The 21,325-nt window shown below is 61.4% G+C and carries 18 protein-coding genes; 10 read left to right on the top strand and 8 right to left on the bottom strand.

Going from position 1 to position 21,325, the window contains the following annotated elements; translation table 11 throughout:
* Positions 1–81: 81 nt before the first annotated feature.
* The 6 genes from Q0478_RS00810 (at position 82) to Q0478_RS00785 (ending at position 8,736) form a co-directional block, all read left to right on the top strand.
* The gene (locus Q0478_RS00810) at positions 82–3,471 is read left to right on the top strand and encodes an AsmA-like C-terminal region-containing protein (protein ID WP_298675075.1); all 3,390 of its coding nucleotides are present in this window, start codon (positions 82–84) and stop codon (positions 3,469–3,471) included.
* 5 nt (positions 3,472–3,476) lie between these two features.
* Positions 3,477–4,535: a tRNA preQ1(34) S-adenosylmethionine ribosyltransferase-isomerase QueA gene (queA, locus tag Q0478_RS00805; RefSeq protein WP_298675072.1), complete on the top strand. Its 1,059-nt coding sequence runs from the start codon at positions 3,477–3,479 to the stop codon at positions 4,533–4,535.
* Positions 4,536–4,622: 87 nt separating this feature from the next.
* The gene (locus Q0478_RS00800; RefSeq protein WP_298675070.1) at positions 4,623–5,870 is read left to right on the top strand and encodes an MFS transporter; all 1,248 of its coding nucleotides are present in this window, start codon (positions 4,623–4,625) and stop codon (positions 5,868–5,870) included.
* A 152-nt stretch (positions 5,871–6,022) separates the two neighbouring features.
* Complete coding sequence (locus tag Q0478_RS00795; protein WP_298675067.1) at positions 6,023–6,610, top strand: DUF924 family protein; 588 nt, start codon at positions 6,023–6,025, stop codon at positions 6,608–6,610.
* A 156-nt stretch (positions 6,611–6,766) separates the two neighbouring features.
* On the top strand, positions 6,767–8,161 hold the full coding sequence (gene lpdA, locus Q0478_RS00790; protein ID WP_298675064.1) for a dihydrolipoyl dehydrogenase: 1,395 nt from the start codon (positions 6,767–6,769) through the stop codon (positions 8,159–8,161).
* Between the two features lie 11 nt (positions 8,162–8,172).
* On the top strand, positions 8,173–8,736 hold the full coding sequence (locus Q0478_RS00785; RefSeq protein WP_298675062.1) for a methyltransferase domain-containing protein: 564 nt from the start codon (positions 8,173–8,175) through the stop codon (positions 8,734–8,736).
* A gap of 77 nt (positions 8,737–8,813) precedes the next feature.
* Here Q0478_RS00785 and Q0478_RS00780 read toward each other — a convergent pair whose 3' ends face one another.
* On the bottom strand, positions 8,814–9,167 hold the full coding sequence (locus tag Q0478_RS00780; RefSeq protein ID WP_298675060.1) for a rhodanese-like domain-containing protein: 354 nt from the start codon (positions 9,165–9,167) through the stop codon (positions 8,814–8,816).
* A 270-nt stretch (positions 9,168–9,437) separates the two neighbouring features.
* Between Q0478_RS00780 and uvrA the strand changes: the two genes are divergently transcribed.
* Entirely contained in the window at positions 9,438–12,320 is a 2,883-nt protein-coding gene (gene uvrA / locus Q0478_RS00775) for an excinuclease ABC subunit UvrA (protein ID WP_298675058.1), read from the top strand.
* A 26-nt stretch (positions 12,321–12,346) separates the two neighbouring features.
* On the opposite strand, the gene Q0478_RS00770 is transcribed toward uvrA, so the two are convergent.
* The 5 genes from Q0478_RS00770 to Q0478_RS00750 form a co-directional block, all read right to left on the bottom strand.
* The gene (locus Q0478_RS00770) at positions 12,347–12,547 is read right to left on the bottom strand and encodes a DUF2892 domain-containing protein (protein ID WP_298675055.1); all 201 of its coding nucleotides are present in this window, start codon (positions 12,545–12,547) and stop codon (positions 12,347–12,349) included.
* Positions 12,548–12,951: 404 nt separating this feature from the next.
* Positions 12,952–13,824, bottom strand: coding sequence for a 3-hydroxyisobutyrate dehydrogenase (gene mmsB / locus Q0478_RS00765; protein ID WP_298675052.1), 873 nt, complete (start codon positions 13,822–13,824; stop codon positions 12,952–12,954).
* 10 nt (positions 13,825–13,834) lie between these two features.
* Positions 13,835–14,866 carry a 3-hydroxyisobutyryl-CoA hydrolase gene (locus Q0478_RS00760; protein ID WP_298675049.1) on the bottom strand — a complete coding sequence of 344 codons (1,032 nt, stop codon included), beginning with the start codon at positions 14,864–14,866 and terminating at the stop codon, positions 13,835–13,837.
* Positions 14,863–16,008: an acyl-CoA dehydrogenase family protein gene (locus Q0478_RS00755; protein WP_298675047.1), complete on the bottom strand. Its 1,146-nt coding sequence runs from the start codon at positions 16,006–16,008 to the stop codon at positions 14,863–14,865. The genes Q0478_RS00760 and Q0478_RS00755 overlap by 4 nt, the downstream gene beginning before the upstream one ends.
* Positions 16,009–16,274: 266 nt before the next feature.
* Entirely contained in the window at positions 16,275–17,774 is a 1,500-nt protein-coding gene (locus tag Q0478_RS00750; protein WP_298675045.1) for a CoA-acylating methylmalonate-semialdehyde dehydrogenase, read from the bottom strand.
* Positions 17,775–17,880: 106 nt separating this feature from the next.
* Here Q0478_RS00750 and Q0478_RS00745 point away from each other — a divergent pair, with 106 nt between their 5' ends.
* The 3 genes from Q0478_RS00745 to coaD all read left to right on the top strand — a co-directional run bounded on the left by Q0478_RS00745 (position 17,881) and on the right by coaD (position 19,871).
* Complete coding sequence (locus Q0478_RS00745) at positions 17,881–18,777, top strand: LysR family transcriptional regulator (RefSeq protein WP_298675042.1); 897 nt, start codon at positions 17,881–17,883, stop codon at positions 18,775–18,777.
* Positions 18,778–18,825: 48 nt separating this feature from the next.
* Positions 18,826–19,260, top strand: a complete 435-nt coding sequence (locus Q0478_RS00740) for a CBS domain-containing protein (protein ID WP_298675040.1) — start codon at positions 18,826–18,828, stop codon at positions 19,258–19,260.
* A gap of 116 nt (positions 19,261–19,376) precedes the next feature.
* Entirely contained in the window at positions 19,377–19,871 is a 495-nt protein-coding gene (gene coaD / locus Q0478_RS00735; protein ID WP_298675037.1) for a pantetheine-phosphate adenylyltransferase, read from the top strand.
* Between the two features lie 13 nt (positions 19,872–19,884).
* On the opposite strand, the gene Q0478_RS00730 is transcribed toward coaD, so the two are convergent.
* Together Q0478_RS00730 and gap are read right to left on the bottom strand one after the other, a co-directional pair.
* Positions 19,885–20,028 carry a hypothetical protein gene (locus Q0478_RS00730; protein ID WP_298675035.1) on the bottom strand — a complete coding sequence of 48 codons (144 nt, stop codon included), beginning with the start codon at positions 20,026–20,028 and terminating at the stop codon, positions 19,885–19,887.
* A gap of 117 nt (positions 20,029–20,145) precedes the next feature.
* Complete coding sequence (gene gap / locus Q0478_RS00725) at positions 20,146–21,144, bottom strand: type I glyceraldehyde-3-phosphate dehydrogenase (RefSeq protein WP_298675032.1); 999 nt, start codon at positions 21,142–21,144, stop codon at positions 20,146–20,148.
* Between the last annotated feature and the right edge of the window lie 181 nt (positions 21,145–21,325).

Below are 21,325 nucleotides of genomic sequence, written 5' to 3'. Positions count from 1 at the left end.
TGGTGAAAGAGCTACGCCGCGCGCGCGGCACCCGATGAAAGAAACTGCCGGAGCGATGAGACGCCGGCCCGAAAGCGGACCATGACCTCAGAGCCTGACACGCCCCCAGAGCCCGATATGCCCGCGCCCAAAGCGGCGGCGGCTGCGCGGCGTGGGCCGCGCCGCGCCGCAGTCGGGCTGTTGAGCCTGGCGCTGTTGGGGCTGTTGCTGCTCGGAGGGGGGCTGGGGCTTGTGGTGTTGCGCAACGCGCCGCTTGTGGTGCCGGCCTGGGCGGAGGCGCAGGGCTTGGCGCAGATCAACCGCCAGATCGCCCCCTACAGGGCGCGGCTGGGAGAGGCCGCGGTGGTGATGGAGGCGGGTTGGGTGCCACGGGTGCTCTTGCGCGATGTCGAGCTGCTGGATGGCAGCGGCGCAAGGATCGTATCCTTTGAAAGCGTTTCGGCCGGGTTTGCGCTCAAGCCGTTGTTGAGCGCGGCGCTGCACCCCACGGATCTGCGCATTTTTGGCACCCGGCTGGCAGTGCGCCGCGACGGGGCGGGGGCGGTTTGGCTGAGTTTTGATGAGGAGCTGGCCGCCGTGGGCGCGGGTGCCGGGCCAGACGCGCCGGGCGCAGCGCAGGCGGCGCCAGAGCAGGGGCGCGGCTTTGGCGAATTGATGGCCCAGCTTGATGTCTGGCTGCAAGAAGAGAGCTTCTCGGCCTTTCGCCGGGCCGATGTTGCGGATGTGACGCTGCGCTATGAAGACCAGCGCGCCGGGCGCAACTGGACGGTTGATGGCGGGCGCGCCGAGCTGGTGCGCAGCGGCGCAGACCTGCGCCTGCGCGGCGATTTTGCCCTGCTCACCGGCGGGGCCTCTGCGGCGGGGGTGGAACTGAGCTTTGAGCGCAAGGGATCGGCCAGCGAGGCGGCGCTGGGGCTCAACCTCACAGACTTCCCGGCACAGGACCTGGCCACACAGGCCGCAGCGCTGTCCTGGCTTGAGGCGCTGCGCGCTCCGATCTCGGGGGCGTTGCGCTTTTCGATGAGCGAAACCGGCGCGCTTGGCCCGCTCAGCGCGACATTGCACATTGCCGAGGGGGTGCTTCAACCCAATGAGGCCGCCAGCCCGGTGCCCTTCACTTCGGCGCGCACCTATCTGACCTATGATCCGCAGCGCCAGATTGTGCAGTTTGACGAGATCGCCCTCCAGAGCGCCTGGGTGAGCCTGCGCGCGGAGGGCCAGCTCGGGCTTGTCATGCAGCAAGACGGCTGGCCCGAAGCGTTTGTCGGCCAGCTGCGGTTGGCCGATATTTCCGCCAATCCCACCGATATGCTGCCAGAGCCGGTGGCTTTTGACAGCGGATTTGTCGACATGCGCCTCAGCCTCGCGCCCTTCAAGGTCGAGCTGGGCCAGCTCGGGCTGCGCGACGGGGCCACGGGGTTTCATGTGCAGGGCAGTATCGAGGCGTTGGCCGCGGGCTGGAGCTATCAGATACAGGCGGCGGCTAAGGCACTTGATCTGGCGCAGGTGCTGGCCCTTTGGCCAGAGCGCGCCGGCGTCAAAACCCGAGCCTGGGTGGCTGAGAATGTGCTTGAAGGCCATGTGAGCGAGGCCCAGTTTGCCCTGCGCTCGGAGCCGGACAGCCCGCCCGAACCGCTTATCTCCTTTGGCTTTGAGCGGGTGAAACTGCGCTTTCTGGAAGGGTTGCCACCGGTTGAAAACCTCTCCGGACAAGCCAGCCTCTTGCGCAAGCGCTTTGCGGCACGCGCCAGCGGCGGACAGCTGCGCGCCCCGCAAGGGGGGCTGCTGGACATCCGCGGCACAGAATTCATCGTCCCCCGCACGCTCCCTGCGCCGGCGCGGGGCGAAGTCAATCTCAAGGCCAGCGGCCAGATCACGGCGCTTCTCAGTGTCGCTGCCCTGGCCCCGATCAACGCGCTCGCCACCACCGAGCTACCGGCAACCATGGCTGACGGGCGGGTGGCGCTCTCAGGCCGCCTCGGGTGGACCATGCAGCCAAACCCGCCGCCCCAAGCGCTTGACTATACGCTGGCAGCCGAGCTCACCGGGGTGCGCAGCACGGTGATTGTGCCCGGGCGGTTGCTCACCAGCCCCGCTTTGCAAGCCAAGCTCACCCCCCAAGCGCTTGAAATCAGCGGGGAGGCCCTGCTCGACACCATTCCCCTCGCCGGGCGCTTTCTCGCCCCGCTCGGTCCAGATGCGGAGCCGCCCGCTTTTGAGGGCCAGCTTGAGCTCTCGCCCGAGTTTGCCCGCCGCTTTGCGCTTGGCCTGCCGGAGGGCAGCCTGTCCGGGCGCACATCTGCCCAGATCAGCCTCACGCTGGCGCGCGACGGGCAGGGGCCGGCTTTTCGCCTGCGCTCCGGGCTGGAGGGGCTGGGGCTGTCGATTGCGCAGATCGGCTGGCGCCACCCGCAGGCCAGCGCGGGCAAGCTCAGCCTGGCAGGGCGCTTGGGCGCAGAGGCGCGGGTGGATGAGCTCAGCCTGGACGCTTCCGGGCTGCAAGCCACAGGCGAAATCCGCCTCACGCAGGGGCGCTTTGAGGCGGCGCATTTCAGCCGCGTGAAAATTGGCTCCTGGCTGGATGTGCCGCTGTCCTTTGTGGCGCGCGGTGCAGATCAGGCCCCCCGGATCGAGATCAAAGGGGGCACGCTGGATCTGGGGCGCACAAGCCTTGGAGCTGGCCTTGCGCCACCGGCGCACGCAAACCAGCCGGGCGTCAGCGCCCGTCAGGCCAGCCCGATCGTTGCCCAGCTTGACCGGCTCGTCATCTCATCGGGCATCACCCTGCGCGGCTTTCGTGGCAGCTTTCAAACCCGGCGCGGCTTTGAGGGCAGTTTCACAGGCTCGGTCAATGGCGCCGCCCCCGTGCGCGGGCAGATCGTGCCACAGGGCGGGCGCAGCGCCTTTCGCATCCGCTCAGACAACGGCGGACAGGTGCTCAAGGCCGCAGGGTTGCTCACCAATGCGTCGGGCGGCACGCTGGATCTGACCATGGCCCCCGCCAGCAGCCCGGGCAGTTACAACGGCGCGCTCAAGATGCGCGAGGTGCGCCTCAAGGACGCGCCGGCCATGGCCGCGCTGTTGAATGCGGCCAGCGTCGTCGGCCTGCTGGAGCAACTGGGCGGCGCGGGCATTCTTTTTGGCGAGGTGGACGCGCGCTTTCAGCTGACCCCGCGCCGCGCGGTGATCAGCCAGGCCAGCGCAGTGGGCGCGTCCATGGGAATCTCCATGGATGGCTATTATGATCTTGCCAGCGGGGCCATGGACATGCAGGGCGTGGTGTCGCCGCTGTTTCTGGTCAATGGCCTTGGGGCCATCTTCACCCGCAAGGGAGAAGGGCTTGTGGGCTTCAACTACACGCTGCGCGGCACGGCCACGGAGCCGAGCGTGCAGGTGAACCCGCTTTCGATCTTTACGCCGGGGATGTTTCGCGAGATATTCCGCCGCCCACCGCCGACAATAGAGCGATAGTTGATATGCACCTCTCCGACTTTGACTTTCACCTGCCCGAAGGGCTGATTGCCACGCGCCCGGCGCGCCCGCGCTCTTCGGCGCGCATGTTGGTGGCCGAGGGCAGCGCCCCCGGAGCCCCTCTTCATGACGGCGGGGTGCTTGATCTGGCCCGCTGGCTGGGGGCTGGCGATCGGCTGGTGATCAACAACACCAAGGTCATTCCGGCCCGTCTGTTCGGGCGGCGCGAACGCCAGGGCGCGCAGGGCCTCACCTCAGCGCAGATCGAGGTGACACTCCTCAGCCCCACGGCCTCTGGCGGCTGGAGCGCGCTCATCAAGCCGCTCAAGAAGCTGCGCGACGGAGAAGACATCCTCTTTGACGCGGGCCTCACTGCCACGCTCACAGGCCGCAGCGACGGCCAGGGCGAGCTGATGTTCAACCTTGAGGGCGAAGCCTTTGAAGAGGCGCTCAACGCGGCAGGGGCCATGCCGCTGCCGCCCTATATTGCCGCCAAACGCGCCGCCGATGCGCAGGACAAAGAAGACTATCAAACCGTCTTCGCCCGCCAGACAGGGGCCGTCGCCGCGCCCACCGCCTCGCTGCATTTTGACGCGGCCCTGCTTGAGGCCCTCAAGGCCGCCGGCGTGGCCTTCACCTTTGTCACGCTGCATGTGGGCGCAGGCACCTTCCTGCCGGTGAAGGTCGAGGATGTCACCACCCACAAGATGCACGCCGAATGGGGCGAAGTGACCGAGGCCGCCGCAGCCGAGATCCGCGCCACAAAGGCCGCAGGCGGGCGCGTCATCCCCGTGGGCACCACGGCGCTGCGGTTGATCGAAACCGCCGGGCGCGGCGGCGAGATCTGCGCCTGGGAAGGGGAGACGGATATCTTTATCTATCCGGGGTTTCCCTTTCAGGTGGCAGATGGGCTGATGACCAATTTCCATCTGCCAAAATCCACCCTGATGATGCTGATCTCTGCGCTGATGGGCCAGGCGCGGGTGCGAGAAATTTACGAACATGCCATAAAATCGGAGTATCGCTTCTTTTCCTATGGCGATTCCTCGCTTCTTTTGCCCTAAGGTCAAAACAGACGCCAAATGTCGTTTTTCATCCCGACATGAGAGCAATTGCAGTCCACTTCCGCCCAAAGGCATAAGGATACGATCATGTTGCAGGTTCTCTCTTCTTCCTGGGCTTTGATGCTCGGAATGATGCTTCTGATGGTGGGGAACGGGCTGCAAGGCACGCTCTTGGGCGTGCGCGGTGATATTGAGGGCTTTGGGGCCTTTCAGATGTCGATTGTCATGTCGGCGTATTTTGTCGGCTTTCTGGGGGGCTCGCGCCTCACGCCGACAATGATCCGCCGGGTGGGCCATGTGCGGGTCTTTGCGGCGCTGGGCTCGTTTATCTCGGCGGTGCTGATCTTGTATCCCACCTGGACAGACCCCTGGGCCTGGACCTTCATGCGGGTGATCATCGGCTTTTGCTTTTCGGGTGTTTACGTCACCGCCGAGAGCTGGCTCAACAATTCGGCCGACAACCAGAACCGTGGCAAGGCGCTCTCGCTTTACATGATCATGCAGATGCTCGGCATCATCATCGCCCAGGCGCTGCTCTTGGTGGCCGATCCGGCGGGATATGTGCTCTTTGTCATCATTTCGGTGCTGGTCTCGGTGTCTTTTGCGCCCATTCTGCTCTCCGTCAGCCCCACCCCGGCCTTTGAGGCCACCAAGCCCAAGAGCCTGCGCGAGATCATGGAAATCTCCCCGCTGGGCTGCGTGGGGATGTTCCTTCTGGGCGGGGTCTTCTCGGCCCAGTTTGGCATGAGCGCGGTCTATGGCACCGAGGTGGGCCTGACGCTGGGGCAGATCTCGCTGTTTGTCTCGATGTTCTATGTCGGGGCCACGGTGATCCAATATCCCCTCGGCTGGCTCTCAGACAGGATGGACCGCCGCCAGCTGATCATGATCGTGGCCATTGTCTGTGCAATGGGCGCTTTTTTGGGGATGCTCTCGGGGGGCAACTTTGCGCTGCTGCTGTTGGCGGCGTTCCTGATTGGCGGGCTCTCCAACCCGCTCTACTCGCTGCTGGTGGCCTATACCAACGACTTTATAGAGCTTGAAGATATGGCCGCAGTCTCTGGCGGGCTGGTGTTCATCAACGGGTTGGGGGCCATCTCGGGTCCGCTGATCACCGGCTGGCTCATGGGAACCTTCGGGGCAGGGGCCTATTTTCTGCTCATCGCAACCCTGCTTGTGGTGCTGGCGCTCTATGCGGCTTACCGGATGACACAGCGCAGCGCGCCCTCGGGCGAGGAGACCAGCAGCTACGCACCGGTGGCGATGTCCTCTTCTGCGCTGGCCGTGGAATACGCGCTGGAAGAGGGGGCAGAGAGCGATGAAAGCGCAGAGTAACCCCCCAACGCGCGGCCTGTAAGCTGTCGCAAATTCCCCACAGCTGCCGCAGCGTCACAAAATTGTTAATATTGTTGCAAAACTTTACTTTCATTTGTGTTTTTTACAGTTAGGCTCGGAAAAACAGGGTCCAACGGGTAGGAGTTGAGGTTATGGCCATGCATGTGTCGCCCCAAGAGGTTGTGTCTTTCTGGCTGGATGAGGTGGGGCCCGCGGGCTGGTATAACAGCACAGAGGCGCTCGACACCGGCATCCGAAACCGCTTTTTTGACACATGGCAACACGGCGCCGACGGCCATCTGAGCGACTGGCTGGCAAATGCCGAGGGCGCGCTGGCCTATGTGCTGCTGCTTGACCAGCTGCCGCGCAATATGTTTCGCAACGAAGCCCGTGCCTTTCAAACCGACAAACGCGCGCTTTGCGCGGCCAAATGCGCGATCACCAAGGGCTGGGACTTCAAGATCGCCGAGCCGGAGCGGCAGTTTTTTTACCTGCCCATGATGCATTCTGAAAGCCTCACCGATCAGGACCGCTGTATCCGCCTTGTGAAAGAGCGCCTGCCCGAGACGGGCGACTCCAACCTGTTGCACGCCCGCGCCCACCGCGAGGTCATCCGCGAGTTTGGCCGCTTCCCCTATCGCAACGCGGCGCTCGGGCGCAGCTCCACGGCCCATGAGCAGGCCTATATGCAGCAAGGTGGCTATGGCGCCACCATGCGCGCGTTGCAAGAAGCCGCCTGAACTGCTGCCCAAAACGCTGCAAAACAGGCGCCTGCGCGGCAAATAGCCTCTCTGCGGTGCGGGAGATTGCCCCGCCCGAAAAACTAGTTTAACGTCAAACTAGTTTTTCAGGCGGGTCGCACCCGCACGATTCTCGTGACCAGAACGGAGACAGACATGGCAGCCAAATCCTTTGATATGATCGTGATCGGGGCCGGCCCGGGCGGCTATGTGGCAGCGATCCGCGGCGCACAGCTTGGCCTCAACGTGGCCATTGTGGAGCGCGAGCATATGGGCGGCATCTGCCTCAACTGGGGCTGCATCCCGACCAAAGCCATGCTGCGCTCCTCGGAGGTGTTTCACCTCATGCACCGCGCCAAGGAATTCGGCCTCAAGGCCGAGGGCATTTCCTATGATCTGGACGCCGTGGTCAAACGCTCGCGTGGCGTGGCCGCGCAGCTCTCGGGTGGCATCAGCCACCTGATGAAGAAAAACAAGGTTACAACTTTCATGGGCGCGGCCACGCTCACAGCCAAAGGCCAGGTCGCCGTCAAAGGCGAGAAGGGCACAGAAGAGCTCACGGCCAAACACATCGTCCTGGCCACAGGCGCGCGGGCGCGCGAGCTGCCCGGCCTTGAGGCCGATGGCGATTTGGTCTGGACCTACAAACACGCGCTCACGCCGCCGCGTATGCCCAAGAAGCTGCTGGTCATCGGCTCGGGCGCGATTGGCATCGAATTTGCCAGCTTTTACAACACTCTGGGCGCAGATACGACGGTTGTGGAAGTCATGGACCGTGTCCTGCCCGTCGAAGACGCCGAGATCAGCGCCTTTGCCAAAAAACAGTTTGTCAAACAGGGCATGAAGATCATGGAAAAAGCCATGGTCAAACAGCTCGACCGCGGCAAAGGAAAAGTCACCGCCCATATCGAAACCGGCGGCAAGACCGAAACACAGGAGTTTGACACCGTCATCTCCGCTGTCGGCATCGTCGGCAATGTCGAGACCCTCGGCCTTGAAGCGCTCGGCGTGACCATCGACCGCAGCCATGTTGTGGTCGATGAATACTGCCGCACAGGGGTCGATGGGCTCTATGCCATCGGCGATATTGCCGGCGCGCCGTGGCTGGCGCACAAAGCCTCCCACGAGGGTGTCATGGTTGCCGAAATGATCGCCGGTCAGAAGCCCCACGCTGTGCGCCCCGAAAGCATCGCCGGCTGCACATATTGCCACCCGCAGGTGGCAAGCGTGGGCTACAGCGAGGCCAAGGCCAAGGAGCTGGGCTATGAGGTCAAGGTCGGTCGCTTCCCCTTCATCGGCAACGGCAAGGCCATCGCATTGGGCGAGCCTGAGGGCATGGTCAAAACCGTGTTTGACGCCAAGACAGGCGAGCTTCTGGGCGCGCATATGGTTGGCGCGGAAGTCACCGAGCTCATTCAGGGCTATGTGGTGGGCCGCCAGCTGGAAACAACTGAGGAAGACCTCATGCAAACGGTCTTCCCACATCCGACACTTTCTGAAATGATGCATGAAAGCGTGCTTGATGCCTATGGGCGCGCCATTCATTTTTAGCAGGTTTGCCTATGGTCTCTCTCAATCGCGTGGTGATGAACAAATCTTCCGCTGCGTGGCTGAGGGCCTTGCCGCTGCACGAGATGGAGCTGGCCGAAATTTCGGGCAAATGGGGCCAGCGGCTTGAGGCCAAGAGCTATGAGCGCTTCAAATATCCCGAGCATGATATCTGCCTTGGGCCCTATCTTGATAAAGCGGGGCGCGCGCGCCAGTTTGACCTGATCCTGGCCAATCAGGTCTGGGAGCATCTGGACCGCCCCTTTGCGGCGCTCTGCCATGTCCACGATATGCTGCGTGCGGGCGGGTATTTCTGGATCGCCGTGCCGTTTTTCCTGCCGTTTCATGCCGCGCCCAACGATTGCTCGCGCTGGAGCGCGCGCGGGCTGAAAAACCTGCTCATCGAGGCAGGCTTTCCTGAGGCGCATATCCGCGCTGAAGAATGGGGCAACCGCGCCGCCGCCGCGCGCAACCTTGAGCCGCACTGGCCGCCGAAATATGACCCTGAAACCGATGATCTCACCAATGATCCCGCGTTTCCGATCTGTGCCTGGGCCTTGGCGCAAAAACGCGCGTAGGGGTTTCGGCTGACGCCGACCCGTTGGGGGCGCTGCCCCCAAACCCCCGGGATATTTAAGGCAATAAGAAAGAGGGTCTAGCGGACAAGCGTGCCGCCGGCGGCTTTCCAGTGGTTGAGACCGCCGAGGTTGTGCACTTCGGTGTAACCCAGCTTGCGCAGGATCAGCACCCCTTGGGCCGAGCGCGCGCCGCTGGCGCAGTAGAGCGCAACGGGCTTGTTGAGGTTCAGCGCTCTGTGGCGGGCGCGGTTTTGCGGATCGGCGGCGGCGGCCAGCTGCCCCAGCGGCAGGTGGAGTGCGCCCTCTGCACGGCCCGTTGCGGCCACCTCCTGCGCTTCGCGCACATCCACCAGCAGCATGTCACCCGAGGCGATCTGCCCATGGCAGCTGGCGATATCGCTGCGCCGAAGGGCGCGCAGAAAAGCAAACATGGCAATGGCTCCAACGTGGGGGCAGGGGGTCCTGCTGTCAATATAAATTCCAATAGTGGAATGTGAGCAGCCTATCAAGGGGCTTGCCCCCCATTGTCTGCCTGTTGTCTGCCGATTGTCTGCTTGGGGGGGGCGGGTTTTCATCCGCTCGGAAAAAACCCGCGTAAACTCTAGGCCGGAGCTGTTTTTTGTTCGCTTTATGTTCTCATTTTTGGGTTGGAACTTGCCCAAAACTTGACTACACCTGCTCTAGAGCGGAAGGGCGGGCGGATGTCGGAATTGAAATTTATCGAAGTGCGCGGCGCGCGCGAGCACAATCTCAAGGGCATTGACGTGGACATTCCGCGCGACCAGCTTGTGGTGATCACTGGGCTGTCGGGCTCGGGCAAATCGAGCCTCGCCTTTGACACCATCTATGCCGAAGGCCAGCGCCGCTATGTCGAGAGCCTGAGCGCCTATGCTCGCCAGTTCCTGGATATGATGGAAAAGCCCGATGTCGACCACATCAGCGGCCTTTCCCCCGCCATTTCCATCGAGCAGAAGACAACGAGCAAAAACCCGCGCTCCACCGTGGGCACGGTCACCGAGATTTACGACTATCTGCGCCTGCTCTTTGCCCGCGCGGGCACGCCCTATAGCCCCGCCACGGGCAAGCCCATCGAGGCGCAGCAGGTGCAGGATATGGTCGACAGGATCATGGCGATGGAAGAGGGCACGCGCGGCTATCTGCTTGCCCCGATCATCCGCGACCGCAAGGGCGAATACCGCAAGGAGTTCCTTGAGCTGCGCAAACAGGGCTTCCAGCGCGTCAAGGTGGATGGTGCGTTTTATGAGCTCGACGAGCCGCCCACGCTGGACAAGAAATTCCGCCATGACATTGATGTGGTGGTGGACCGCCTTGTGGTGCGCGAGGGCATGGAAACCCGCCTCGCCGACAGCCTGCGCACAGCGCTCGACCTTGCCGATGGCATTGCCATTCTGGAAACGGCCCCACGGGCGGGTTCAGAGGGCAACGAGCCTGAGGGCGCGCCAGAGCGCTTCACCTTCTCCGAGAAATTCGCCTGCCCCGTTTCGGGCTTCACCATCCCTGAAATCGAGCCGCGGCTCTTTTCCTTCAACGCGCCTTTTGGGGCCTGCCCGGAGTGCGACGGCCTCGGCATGGAGCTCTTCTTTGACGAGCGCCTCGTTGTCCCGGACAGCACGCTCAAAATCTATGATGGCGCGCTTGCCCCCTGGCGCAAGGGCAAGTCGCCCTATTTCCTCCAGACCATCGAGGCCATCGCCAAACATTACGAATTTGACAAGAACACCCGCTGGAAAGATCTGCCCGCCCATGTGCAGCAAGTCTTCCTCTATGGCTCGGGCGATGAGGAAATCCCTTTCCGCTACGATGAGGGCGGGCGCGTATATCAGGTTTCGCGCGTGTTTGAAGGCGTCATCCCCAATATGGAACGCCGCTACCGCGAGACCGACAGCAACTGGATCCGCGAAGAATTCGAGCGCTACCAAAACAACCGCCCCTGCGGCGCCTGCGAGGGCTACCGGCTGCGCGAAGAGGCGCTGGCCGTCAAAATCGCCGGGGAGCATGCGGGGCAGGTGGTGCAAAAGTCCATCCGCGAGGCGCTGGACTGGGTTGAAAAGGTGCCCGCCAGCCTCAGCCCTCAGAAAAACGAGATCGCCCGCGCGATCCTCAAGGAAATTGGCGAGCGTCTCGGATTTCTCAACAATGTTGGGCTGGATTACCTCTCGCTGAGCCGCAATTCCGGCACGTTGAGCGGCGGTGAAAGCCAGCGCATCCGCCTGGCCTCCCAGATCGGCTCTGGCCTGCAAGGCGTGCTTTATGTGCTTGATGAGCCCTCGATCGGGCTACACCAGCGTGACAACGGTCGCCTTCTGACCACCCTCAAGAACCTGCGCGATGCGGGCAACACCGTGATCGTGGTGGAACACGATGAAGAGGCCATCCGCGAGGCGGATTATGTCTTTGATATCGGCCCGGGTGCGGGGGTTCACGGCGGGCAGGTGGTGAGCCACGGCACGCCCGAGCATGTGGCCGCAGACCCGGCCAGCCTGACTGGCCAATATCTTACCGGCGCGCGCCAAATCGCCATCCCGGCCAAGCGGCGCAAGGGAAATGGCAAGAAAATCAAGGTGGTCAAGGCCACAGGCAACAACCTCAAAGAGGTCACAGCTGAGTTCCCGCTGGCCAAGTTCGTCTGCGTTACGGGCGTCTCTGGCGGTGGCAAATCCACCCTCACACTGGAAACGCTTTTCAAAACCGCCTCCATGCAGCTCAACGGCGCGCGGCAAACACCCGCGCCCTGCGAAACCATCAAGGGGCTGGAGCATCTGGACAAGGTCATCGACATTGACCAACGTCCGATTGGCCGCACCCCGCGCTCCAACCCCGCCACCTACACAGGCGCCTTTACCCCGATCCGCGACTGGTTTGCCGGCCTGCCCGAAGCCAAGACACGCGGCTACAAGCCGGGGCGCTTTTCGTTCAACGTCAAGGGTGGGCGCTGTGAGGCCTGCCAGGGCGACGGCGTGATCAAAATCGAAATGCACTTCCTGCCGGATGTCTATGTCGAATGCGAGACCTGCAAGGGCGCAAGGTATAACCGCGAAACCCTTGAGGTGAAGTTCAAAGGCAAATCCATTGCCGATGTGCTGAACATGACCGTGGAAGAGGCGCAGGAGTTCTTCAAAGCCGTGCCCAGCATCCGCGAAAAAATGGACGCGCTCATGCGTGTGGGCCTTGGCTACATCAAGGTCGGCCAGCAGGCGACAACGCTCTCAGGCGGCGAGGCGCAGCGCGTCAAGCTCTCCAAGGAGCTGGCCAAGCGCTCCACGGGGCGCACGCTCTATATCTTGGACGAGCCCACAACAGGGCTGCACTTTGAAGATGTGCGCAAGCTTCTCGAAGTGCTGCAAGAGCTGGTCGACGGCGGCAACACCGTGATTGTGATCGAGCACAACCTTGATGTGGTCAAAACCGCCGACTGGATCATCGACATCGGCCCCGAAGGCGGCGATGGCGGTGGCGAGATCGTGGCGGTTGGCACGCCCGAGAAAGTGGCCGAAGCGCCGCGCAGCCACACGGGCCACTACCTCAAACCCATGCTCGCCCCCAAGCGCACAGCGGCCGAATAGGGCGGCGCTTGGGCCGCCCTGTGCGGTTATTTCTTGGTGGGGCAGGTGTTGAAGCCAAACAGGTTGTAAAGCAGGCAAGAGCCCATCAACCCGGTGGCCAGAGGCACGATCCCGATGAGGTAGAGCCAGTTGTAGCCATTGGCCGAATTCAGGAAAAAGCCAAGGATCAGGGCCGCCCCGATCACGATGCGCAGAATGCGGTCAATACCGCCGACGTTCTTGGTCATAACAACCTCCAGATTTAACATTCCAATATCTTTATATGTAAGCGCTCTTGCACAGCCCGAAAAGGGGAAAACCTGCGACAGATGTGCAACCATGGGCGCGCGCAGTGTTATTTAATTTTCTCTTAACAGGGGCCGTGCCGGGGGGGTGCACGCGTTGTGCACGCTTGGTGCACGCCTTTCACCCCCCCCAGACTCACCGGTTTTGCGCGCATTAACCAACCGGTGCGCCGCGCTAAGCTGCGCTTAAGGGGCCACCGGAGTTTGGAGAGGAGCTCAAAGCTTTCAAGCCAGATTAAAGATTTTTTATCAGGTGTTTGCGCGCTCAAGCTAATGTTGATTTTGTGGCGAGATCAAACCAGCGCGCGCTGCCCTAAGACAGGGCTAAGCGCGCGGCGGCAAACTTCTCATCCCCGCCCACGCCCCTCAAAGCGCGGCAACATCGCCGAGAAATCCTGACCGGACCCGTTTTCATGTTCGACAAATTGCTCATACAACGTCATCGCCGCTTGCCCGAGCGGGGTATCCGCATCTGCCGCCTGCGCCGCCTGTTGGGACAAGCGCAAATCTTTCAGCATCAGCTCGGCGGCAAAACCGGGCTGATAGCCATTGTCCGCAGGGCTTTGTGGCCCGACCCCCGGCGCAGGGCAATACGCGTTCATGCTCCAGGAATATCCCGAGGAGGTGCTCACCACGTCAAACATCTTTTGCCGCTCCAGCCCCAGCTTGTCGGCCAGCGCAAAGGCCTCGCAGGTGGCAATCATGGTGACGCCGAGGATCATGTTGTTGCAAATCTTGGCGGCTTGGCCAGCGCCCGCTGCGCCGCAATGCACGGCTTTTTGCCCCATGATCTCAAAGAGCGGCGCGGCTTTGGCAAAGCCGGCCTCTGTTGCGCCAGCCATGAAGGTGAGCGTGCCCGCCGTGGCTCCGCCCACGCCGCCAGAGACGGGCGCATCCACAAACAAAAGCCCAGCCGCCTCGGCCTCGGCGGCCACGGCGCGGGCGCTTTCCACGTCAACTGTGGAGCAGTCCACCAAAGCCGCACCGCCGCGCATGGCTGGCAAGACCTCTTGCGCCACGGCCCGCAGGATCGCGCCGTTGGGCAACATGGTGATCACCACATCCTGCCCCTCAGCGGCCTCGGCCGCGCGGCCCGCAAGGCGCACGCCCTCCACGGCCACCTCGGCCATGTCAAAGCCTGTGACGCTATGGCCCGCTTTGGCCAGATTGGCCGCCATCGGCGCGCCCATATTGCCAAGTCCGATAAATCCGATCTTCATGAGGCTCTCCTTAGGAAAATGTTAGCTCCAGTGGTCCAAGCGGGGCGAGCATGGCTTCGGCCTCGGCTTGGTCAAAATCTGCCGCAGAGTGCTTCCAGCGCGGGCTGCGGTCTTTGTCGATGATCGCGGCGCGAATGCCTTCAAGAAAATCACCATGCTCCATGGCGCGCGCCGTAAAGCGGTATTCCAGCGCCAGCGCCTCGCGGATGTCGCCACAGCCCTTGAGACGCGCCATCATCAGCAGGGTCGCCGCCATGGCCAGCGGTGAGTTGCGCCCGAGGGCTTTTAAGGCTTTGGCCGCGAACTCCGTCTTTTGCGCGTCCAAGCGGGCGCAGAGCTCTGGTAGGGTCTTGGCGGTGAAGGCGGCGTCAATATCGGCTTGATGCTTTGCGAGCGTGGCCGTGGGCGGTGTGTCTGCCGCGCGGGCCAGAAGGCTCAAATCGGCCCCGTTTTCCAGCTCTGAGATCAGCTCGTTCCACTTTATCTCTGGGATATAAGTGTCTGCAAATCCTGCATAAATAGCATCTGAGGCCCCCATGCGGGCGCCGCTCAGGCCAAGGTAGGCGCCGCTCGCGCCCGGCGCATTGGCAAGGATCATCGAGCCGCCCACATCGGGCACCAGCCCGATCCCGCATTCGGGCATCGCCACCTGCGAACTTTCGCCAACAATTCTGTGTGAGCCATGGCAGCCAACCCCCATACCGCCGCCCATTGTGAAGCCTTGCAGAAAGGATATGATCGGCTTGGGATAGCTGCGCAGCGCCGCATTCATCCGGTATTCATCGCGCCAAAAAACCTGGCCAAAGCCATAATCGCCGCGCCGTCCGCTCTCATAGAGGTCGGCAATATCCCCCCCCGCCGAGAAGGCCTTTTCGCCCTCGGCGTCGATGATCACCCGCGTTACAGCGGCGTCATCCCGCCAAGTGTTCAGCGCGTCATGTATGGCCGTAACCATCTGATATGTCACTGCATTCAATGCCTTGGGGCGGGTGAGGGTGATCCGCCCCGCCGCGCCTGTGACCCGGATGGAAATATCGCTCATACCGCGTCGGCAATCATCTGGCGCGAGATGATCAAACGCATGATTTCATTGGTGCCTTCAAGGATCTGGTGGACCCGCAAATCGCGCACGATTTTCTCGATACCGTAGTCTGCCAGATAGCCATAGCCTCCGTGCATTTGAAGGCAGCCGTTGGCCACATCAAAGGACACATCGGTGACCATCAGCTTCGCCATCGCGCAGAATTTGGTGGCGTCATGCGCGCCCGTGTCAAGCTTCCAGGCCGCTTGGCGCAGGAATGTGCGGGCGGCCTGAAGCTGTGTTTCAAATTCCGCGAGTTTGAATTGCAGCGCCTGAAACTGGTTGATCGGTTTGCCAAAAGCCTTGCGCTCGGCCATGTATTGCAGCGTCAGATCAAGCGCGTTCTGCGCCCCGCCAAGGGCTGAGGCCGCAATGTTGAGCCGCCCGCCGTCCAGCCCCGCCATGGCGTAGGCAAAGCCGTGGCCTTCCTCGCCAATAAGGTTGTCATGGGGCACGTTGCAATCGTCAAACTGAACTTGCGCGGTGGGTTGCGCGCGCCAGCCCATCTTGTCTTCCAGCGCGCCAAAGCTGAGGCCCGCAGCGCCGTCTTCCACCACCACGGTGGAGATGCCCTTTGGGCCATCCGCGCCTGTGCGCACCATGGTGACATAGGCATCCGAATAGCCGCCACCCGAAATAAAAGCCTTTGTTCCGTTGAGCTTATAGCCTTCGTTGGTCTTTTCAGCACGGGTTTTGAGCGCCGAGGCGTCTGAGCCGGACCCGGGTTCGGTGAGGCAATAGGAGAAGACCTTTTCCATCGAACAGAGCGCGGGAAGCCATTTTGCGCGGGTCTCGTCTGAGCCGAATTTGTCAATCATCCCGCCGCACATATTGTGGATCGACAGGAACGAGCCGACAGCCGGGCAGGCCATGGCGAGGGCTTCAAAAACCAGCGTTGCATCAAGCCGTGACAGCCCCGAGCCGCCGCTTTCCTCGCGCACATAGAGCCCGCCAAAGCCGAGTTCGGCAAGCTTGGGCCAGAGGTCTTTCGGGATGGTGCCGGCTTTTTCCCAGTCCATCGCATAGGGCGCGATATGCTCTGCGCCGAAGCTCTTGGCCATGTCAAAAATCAGTGTTTGCTCTTCACTCAAGGCAAAGTCCATTGCGCCATCCTTCCCGATTTCCAGCCGTGTGATTGAATTGAACAGCTGTTTAATTCGTAAACCTTACAGGAGTTTTGCAGCGCTTCAACCGCTCTCTCGGCGGGGCTGAAATGCGGTTTTTCCTGTGCAACAAGGCTGTGAGGCCTGGCTTGCACAGCGTCCGAGGCTCCTGGGGTGGTTGTGGTTTGCGCGGGCGGTTCGGGCGCTCGCGCAAAAGTGCCAATGGCCCGGCTGGGGCCACTGGCTGTCTGACTGTGCTGTTGGGCTCAGTCCATCGGCTTGAAGTTGAATTCACCGCCATCTTTGATCCCTGAGGGCCAGCGAGAGGTGACCGTCTTTGTGCGGGTGTAGAACTTGAACGCGTCCGGACCGTGCTGGTTTAGATCTCCAAAGACAGATTTTTTCCAGCCGCCAAAGGTGTGATAAGCCAATGGCACAGGGATTGGCACGTTGATGCCCACCATGCCGACATTGATCCGGCTCGCAAAATCGCGTGCCGCATCTCCATCGCGTGTGAAAATCGCTGTGCCGTTGCCGTATTCATGATCCATGGCCAGCTTGAGCGCCTCCTCGTAAGAGCCAGCGCGCACGGTGCTCAGGACCGGGCCGAAGATTTCTTTTTTGTAGATGTCCATGTCCGCTGTCACATGGTCAAACAGATGCGCCCCGACAAAAAAGCCGTCTTCATAGCCTTGCAAGGCAAAGTCGCGGCCATCGACAACCAGCTTGGCGCCCTGATCAACGCCCGATTGCACGAGGTTGAGAATATTCTCTTTGGCTGCCGCTGTGACAACGGGTCCGTAATCAACATCATTGCCGCCTGTGTAGGGGCCGACCTTGAGTTTTTCGATCCGCGGCACCAGTTTCTCAATGAGCTTGTCTGCGGTTTCTTCTCCCACGGGCACAGCCACAGAGATCGCCATGCAGCGCTCTCCGGCGGCGCCATAGCCCGCACCGATCAGCGCATCAGCCGCCTGGTCAAGATCGGCGTCCGGCATGATGATCATGTGGTTTTTTGCGCCGCCAAAACACTGGACGCGCTTGCCTTGGGCGCAGCCTGTTCCGTAGATATATTCGGCGATCGGCGTGGAGCCAACAAAGCCCACAGATTGGATGGTGTCATTGTAAAGGATCGCATCAACCGCCTCTTTGTCGCCGTTGACCACCTGCAAAAGGCCTTTGGGCAGCCCGGCCTCTTCCATCAGTTCGGCCAACATGAGCGGCACCGAGGGGTCGCGCTCGCTGGGCTTGAGGATAAAGGCATTGCCGCAGGCCAGCGCGGGGCCAAACATCCACATGGGGATCATGGCAGGGAAGTTGAACGGCGTGATCCCCGCCGTGACACCAAGGGCCTGGCGCATGGAATACATGTCAATGCCCGGACCGGCGCCATCGGTATATTCGCCCTTCAAAAGCTGGGGCGCGCCGATGCAATATTCGATCACCTCGAGGCCGCGCTGCACATCGCCGGCCGCATCGGGCAGGGTTTTGCCATGTTCGCGGCTGAGCGCTTCGGCGAGCTTGTCCATGTCGCGGTTGAGCAGATCCACATATTTCATCATCACGCGCGCGCGGCGCTGCGGGTTGGTTGCAGCCCAGGCCGGCTGAGCGGCGGCAGCAATGGCGACGGCTTTTTCCATCTCTTCTTTTGAAGCGAGCGGCACCTTGGCCTGCACTTCGCCTGTGGCTGGGTTGTAAACATCGGCAAAGCGCCCTGATGTTCCCTTGACGTGCTCGCCGCCGATGTAATGTGTCAGCTCTTGCATATTTTCCTCCAGTTAAGATTTGCGCCACCTTAGCCTTGCGTTTATGTGGCGAAAAGGGGCAGGTTCTCACAGCGCATTTTGCGTTTTTGCAAGACGAGGCCCACCTATGACCCCCCATTGGGATGATATGAAAAGCTTTCTGGCCGTTGCCCGCGCCGAGACCCTTTCGGGGGCGGCGGCGCTGTTGAAGGCAGATCCGGCCACGGTCGGGCGGCGGGTGGCACGGCTTGAAGAGGCTCTGGGGGAGGTGCTTTTCACCAAATCACCCCAGGGGTATCTGCTGACGGCACAGGGCCAAAAGCTGTTGCCTCACGCGGTGCGCCTTGAGCAGACCATGCGCGATGTCCGCGATGCGATGGACGGGCAGGGCAGCGCGCTCACCGGGCAAATCAGGTTGGGCGCGCCAGATGGCTGCGCCAATTTCCTGCTGCCACAGGTCTGTGCCGCCATCACCGCCCAAAACCCAGATCTGGACATACAGATCGTTGCTTTGCCGCGCATTTTCAATTTGTCCAAGCGCGAAGCGGATATGGCGATCACGGTCAGCCAGCCGGCGGCTGGGCGGTTGGTGGTGCAGAAGCTGGTTGATTACAAATTGCACCTTGCGGCCGCAGACAGCTATTTGGACAGTCACCCGCCCATCGCCGATATGGAGGCGCTGCACGCACACCGGATTGTGGGCTATATTCCGGACATGATCTTTGACAAGGAGTTGGATTACATGAGTGGCAGTGCCTTTGCGCGGGTGGCTCTGGCGTCTAACTCGGCGTCTGTTCAGCTGAATCTGTTGCGCCAGGGCGGCGGGGTTGGAGTGGTGCATGACTTTGCCTTACCGGCGGCGCCCAATTTGCGCCGCGTATTGCCCGAAAGCTTCAGCCTCAAACGCAGCTTCTATCTCATCCGCCATGAGGATGATCGCCGCGTGGGGCGGCTGACCCGGTTTGCGGAGGCTCTCAGCGAAGGGCTGCGCGCAGAAGTGGCCCGGCTTGAAGCCTTGTCTTGACAGCTTGGGGGCCGCTGTCGCAACCTGATAAAAAAGGGAGACGGCCAGATGCTCGTGCAACAAATCCTCAAGTCCAAGGGCGATGGCCCTGTGATTACCATTAAGGCAAACACCTCGATTGCCGAGGCGGCCAACGTCTTGGCGGAACGGCGGATTGGCGGATTGATTGTCTCCGATGACGGCCAATCGGTGGAGGGTATCCTCTCGGAGCGCGATATTGTGCGCTCGCTGGCTTTGCGCGGGGCGGTGTGCCTTCAAGACACTGTGGCTGATTTGATGACGCGCAACCCGGTCTGTTGCCGCAAAGATGAAACCGCCGATTCTGTCCTGCAAAAAATGACCAACGGCCGCTTCCGCCACATGCCTGTGACGGACGACGGTGCGCTGGTGGGGATTGTCACGATCGGGGATGCTGTGAAAGCCCGGCTGGAGGAGCTCGCCATGGAAAAAGACGCGCTGCAAGGCATGATCATGGGGCATTGAAACGGGCAAAACGGCGCTGCGCCCGCCAGCTCACCGGCAGGCAACAGGGTTGCAATCCCTAGCGGACTGCGGCATTTCACGACATATTCTTTCGCAGCCAATCCATGAGGCCCAGAATGCGTATCGGTTTATACCCAGGCACGTTTGACCCTGTCACTTTGGGCCATCTTGATATCATCAAACGCGGCGCAGCGCTTGTTGACCGTTTGGTGATTGGCGTGGCCATCAACCGCGACAAGGGGCCGCTTTTCTCTTTGGAAGAGCGTGTCGAAATGATCGAGTCAGAATGTGAGGCGCTCTCGCGCGAGACAGGCACGGAAATCGTTGCACATCCGTTTGAAAACTTGCTGATCGATTGCGCCAAGGATGTTGGCGCACAGATCATTGTGCGCGGGTTGCGCGCTGTGGCCGACTTTGAATATGAATACCAGATGGTGGGGATGAACCGCTCACTGGATGACTCCGTTGAGACGGTTTTCTTGATGGCAGAAGCCCGCCATCAGGCGATTGCTTCCAAGCTCGTGAAAGAAATTGCGCGCCTTGACGGAGATATATCGAAGTTTGTCACACCTCTGGTGCGCGAGCGCCTGTTGGCGCGGCTTGGGAAATAGGCAGCCAGAACGCCTAGCGCCAGAAGGCCATCCACTCGATCAGGCCCGACAATTTGCGCAACAGAAATATGGTTCCGCCCCAGTTGAAGAAGAACATATCCAGACACAAAAGCGCGACAATCATCAGCCCGAGGCCGATCGAGATTGGAGTGTTCATACCGTTTCTTCCATAACTTGTTAAAAATGCGCTCCTGCAAGATATGCCTCACAGGAGCGCGCAGCGCAACAAAGCTTGTCGGCGGGTCGGGCGGCGGTGGCCCGGAAAACGCCCTGTTCAGAGACGGCCCATCATGGCGGCGACATCGGCCATACGGCAGCTAAAGCCCCACTCGTTGTCATACCAGGCCAATACCCGCACGAGGCGGCGGCCGACAACTCGGGTTTGGGCCGGGGCGACGATCGAGCTTTCTTCCGTGTGGTTGAAATCGGTGGAGACAAGCGGCGCATCCTCATAACCCAGAACGCCTTTCATAGGCCCTTCGGCCGCGGCGCGCAGAATTTCGTTGATATCGGCTTCGCTCACATCCTTGCCCGCCTGAAAGGTCAGATCGACGGCGCTGACGTTTGGCGTTGGCACGCGAATGGCCGAGCCATCGAGCTTGCCGGCAAGCTCGGGCAGCACCTCACCAAGCGCTTTGGCGGCACCTGTGGATGTGGGAATCATGCTCATCGCCGCAGCGCGGGCGCGGTAGAGGTCTTTGTGGCGGCGGTCCAAGGTTGGTTGATCGCCGGTGTAAGCATGGATTGTTGTCATGATCCCGCTTTCGATACCGACAGCGTCATTGAGCGCTTTGGCCACGGGGGCAAGGCAATTTGTGGTGCAAGACCCGTTGGAGACCATGGTGTGACCGGCTTCAAGAGCAGCATTGTTGACACCGTAAACAATCGTGCGGTCCACGTTTTTGCCGGGGGCCGACAGGAGCACTTTCTTTGCGCCGCGCGCAAGATGGGCCTTGGCCTTTTCCCCGTCATTGAACTGGCCGGTGCACTCCAAAACCACGTCCACACCCGACCAATCGAGCGCATTCATGTCATAGGTGGAGAACATTTCCATCTCTCCGGCACCCAGATCCATCATCCGCTCACCGATCTTGACCTCATTGGGAAAGCGGCCATGAACGGAGTCGTATTTGATCAGATGTGCCGCTGTCTCCAGGGGGCCCGTTGCATTCACTTTCACAACCTTGACATCCTCGCGGCCGGACGCCGCGATATGTGAAAGCGTACAGCGGCCGATACGGCCAAAGCCATTGATTCCCACGGTGATGGTCATCTCGTCTCTCCTTGCGCGATTAACTGCCATGCTCATAGCGAGGCCAGCGCTTCGCCGAAAGGGGGGGCGGGGCGAAATCCCGCTCCTGTTAGCGTTAAACCTGCTCGAGGGCGGCTTTTTGTATTCCCGGTTGCGCATTTTTTGCCGGGCTGTCACCATCGGATCAGCGATAAGAGGTGAC

The organism is uncultured Lentibacter sp. (assembly GCF_937123735.1).
Taxonomy (GTDB): Bacteria; Pseudomonadota; Alphaproteobacteria; order Rhodobacterales; family Rhodobacteraceae; genus Lentibacter.
This window is presented reverse-complemented; position numbering and strand designations above follow the sequence as displayed.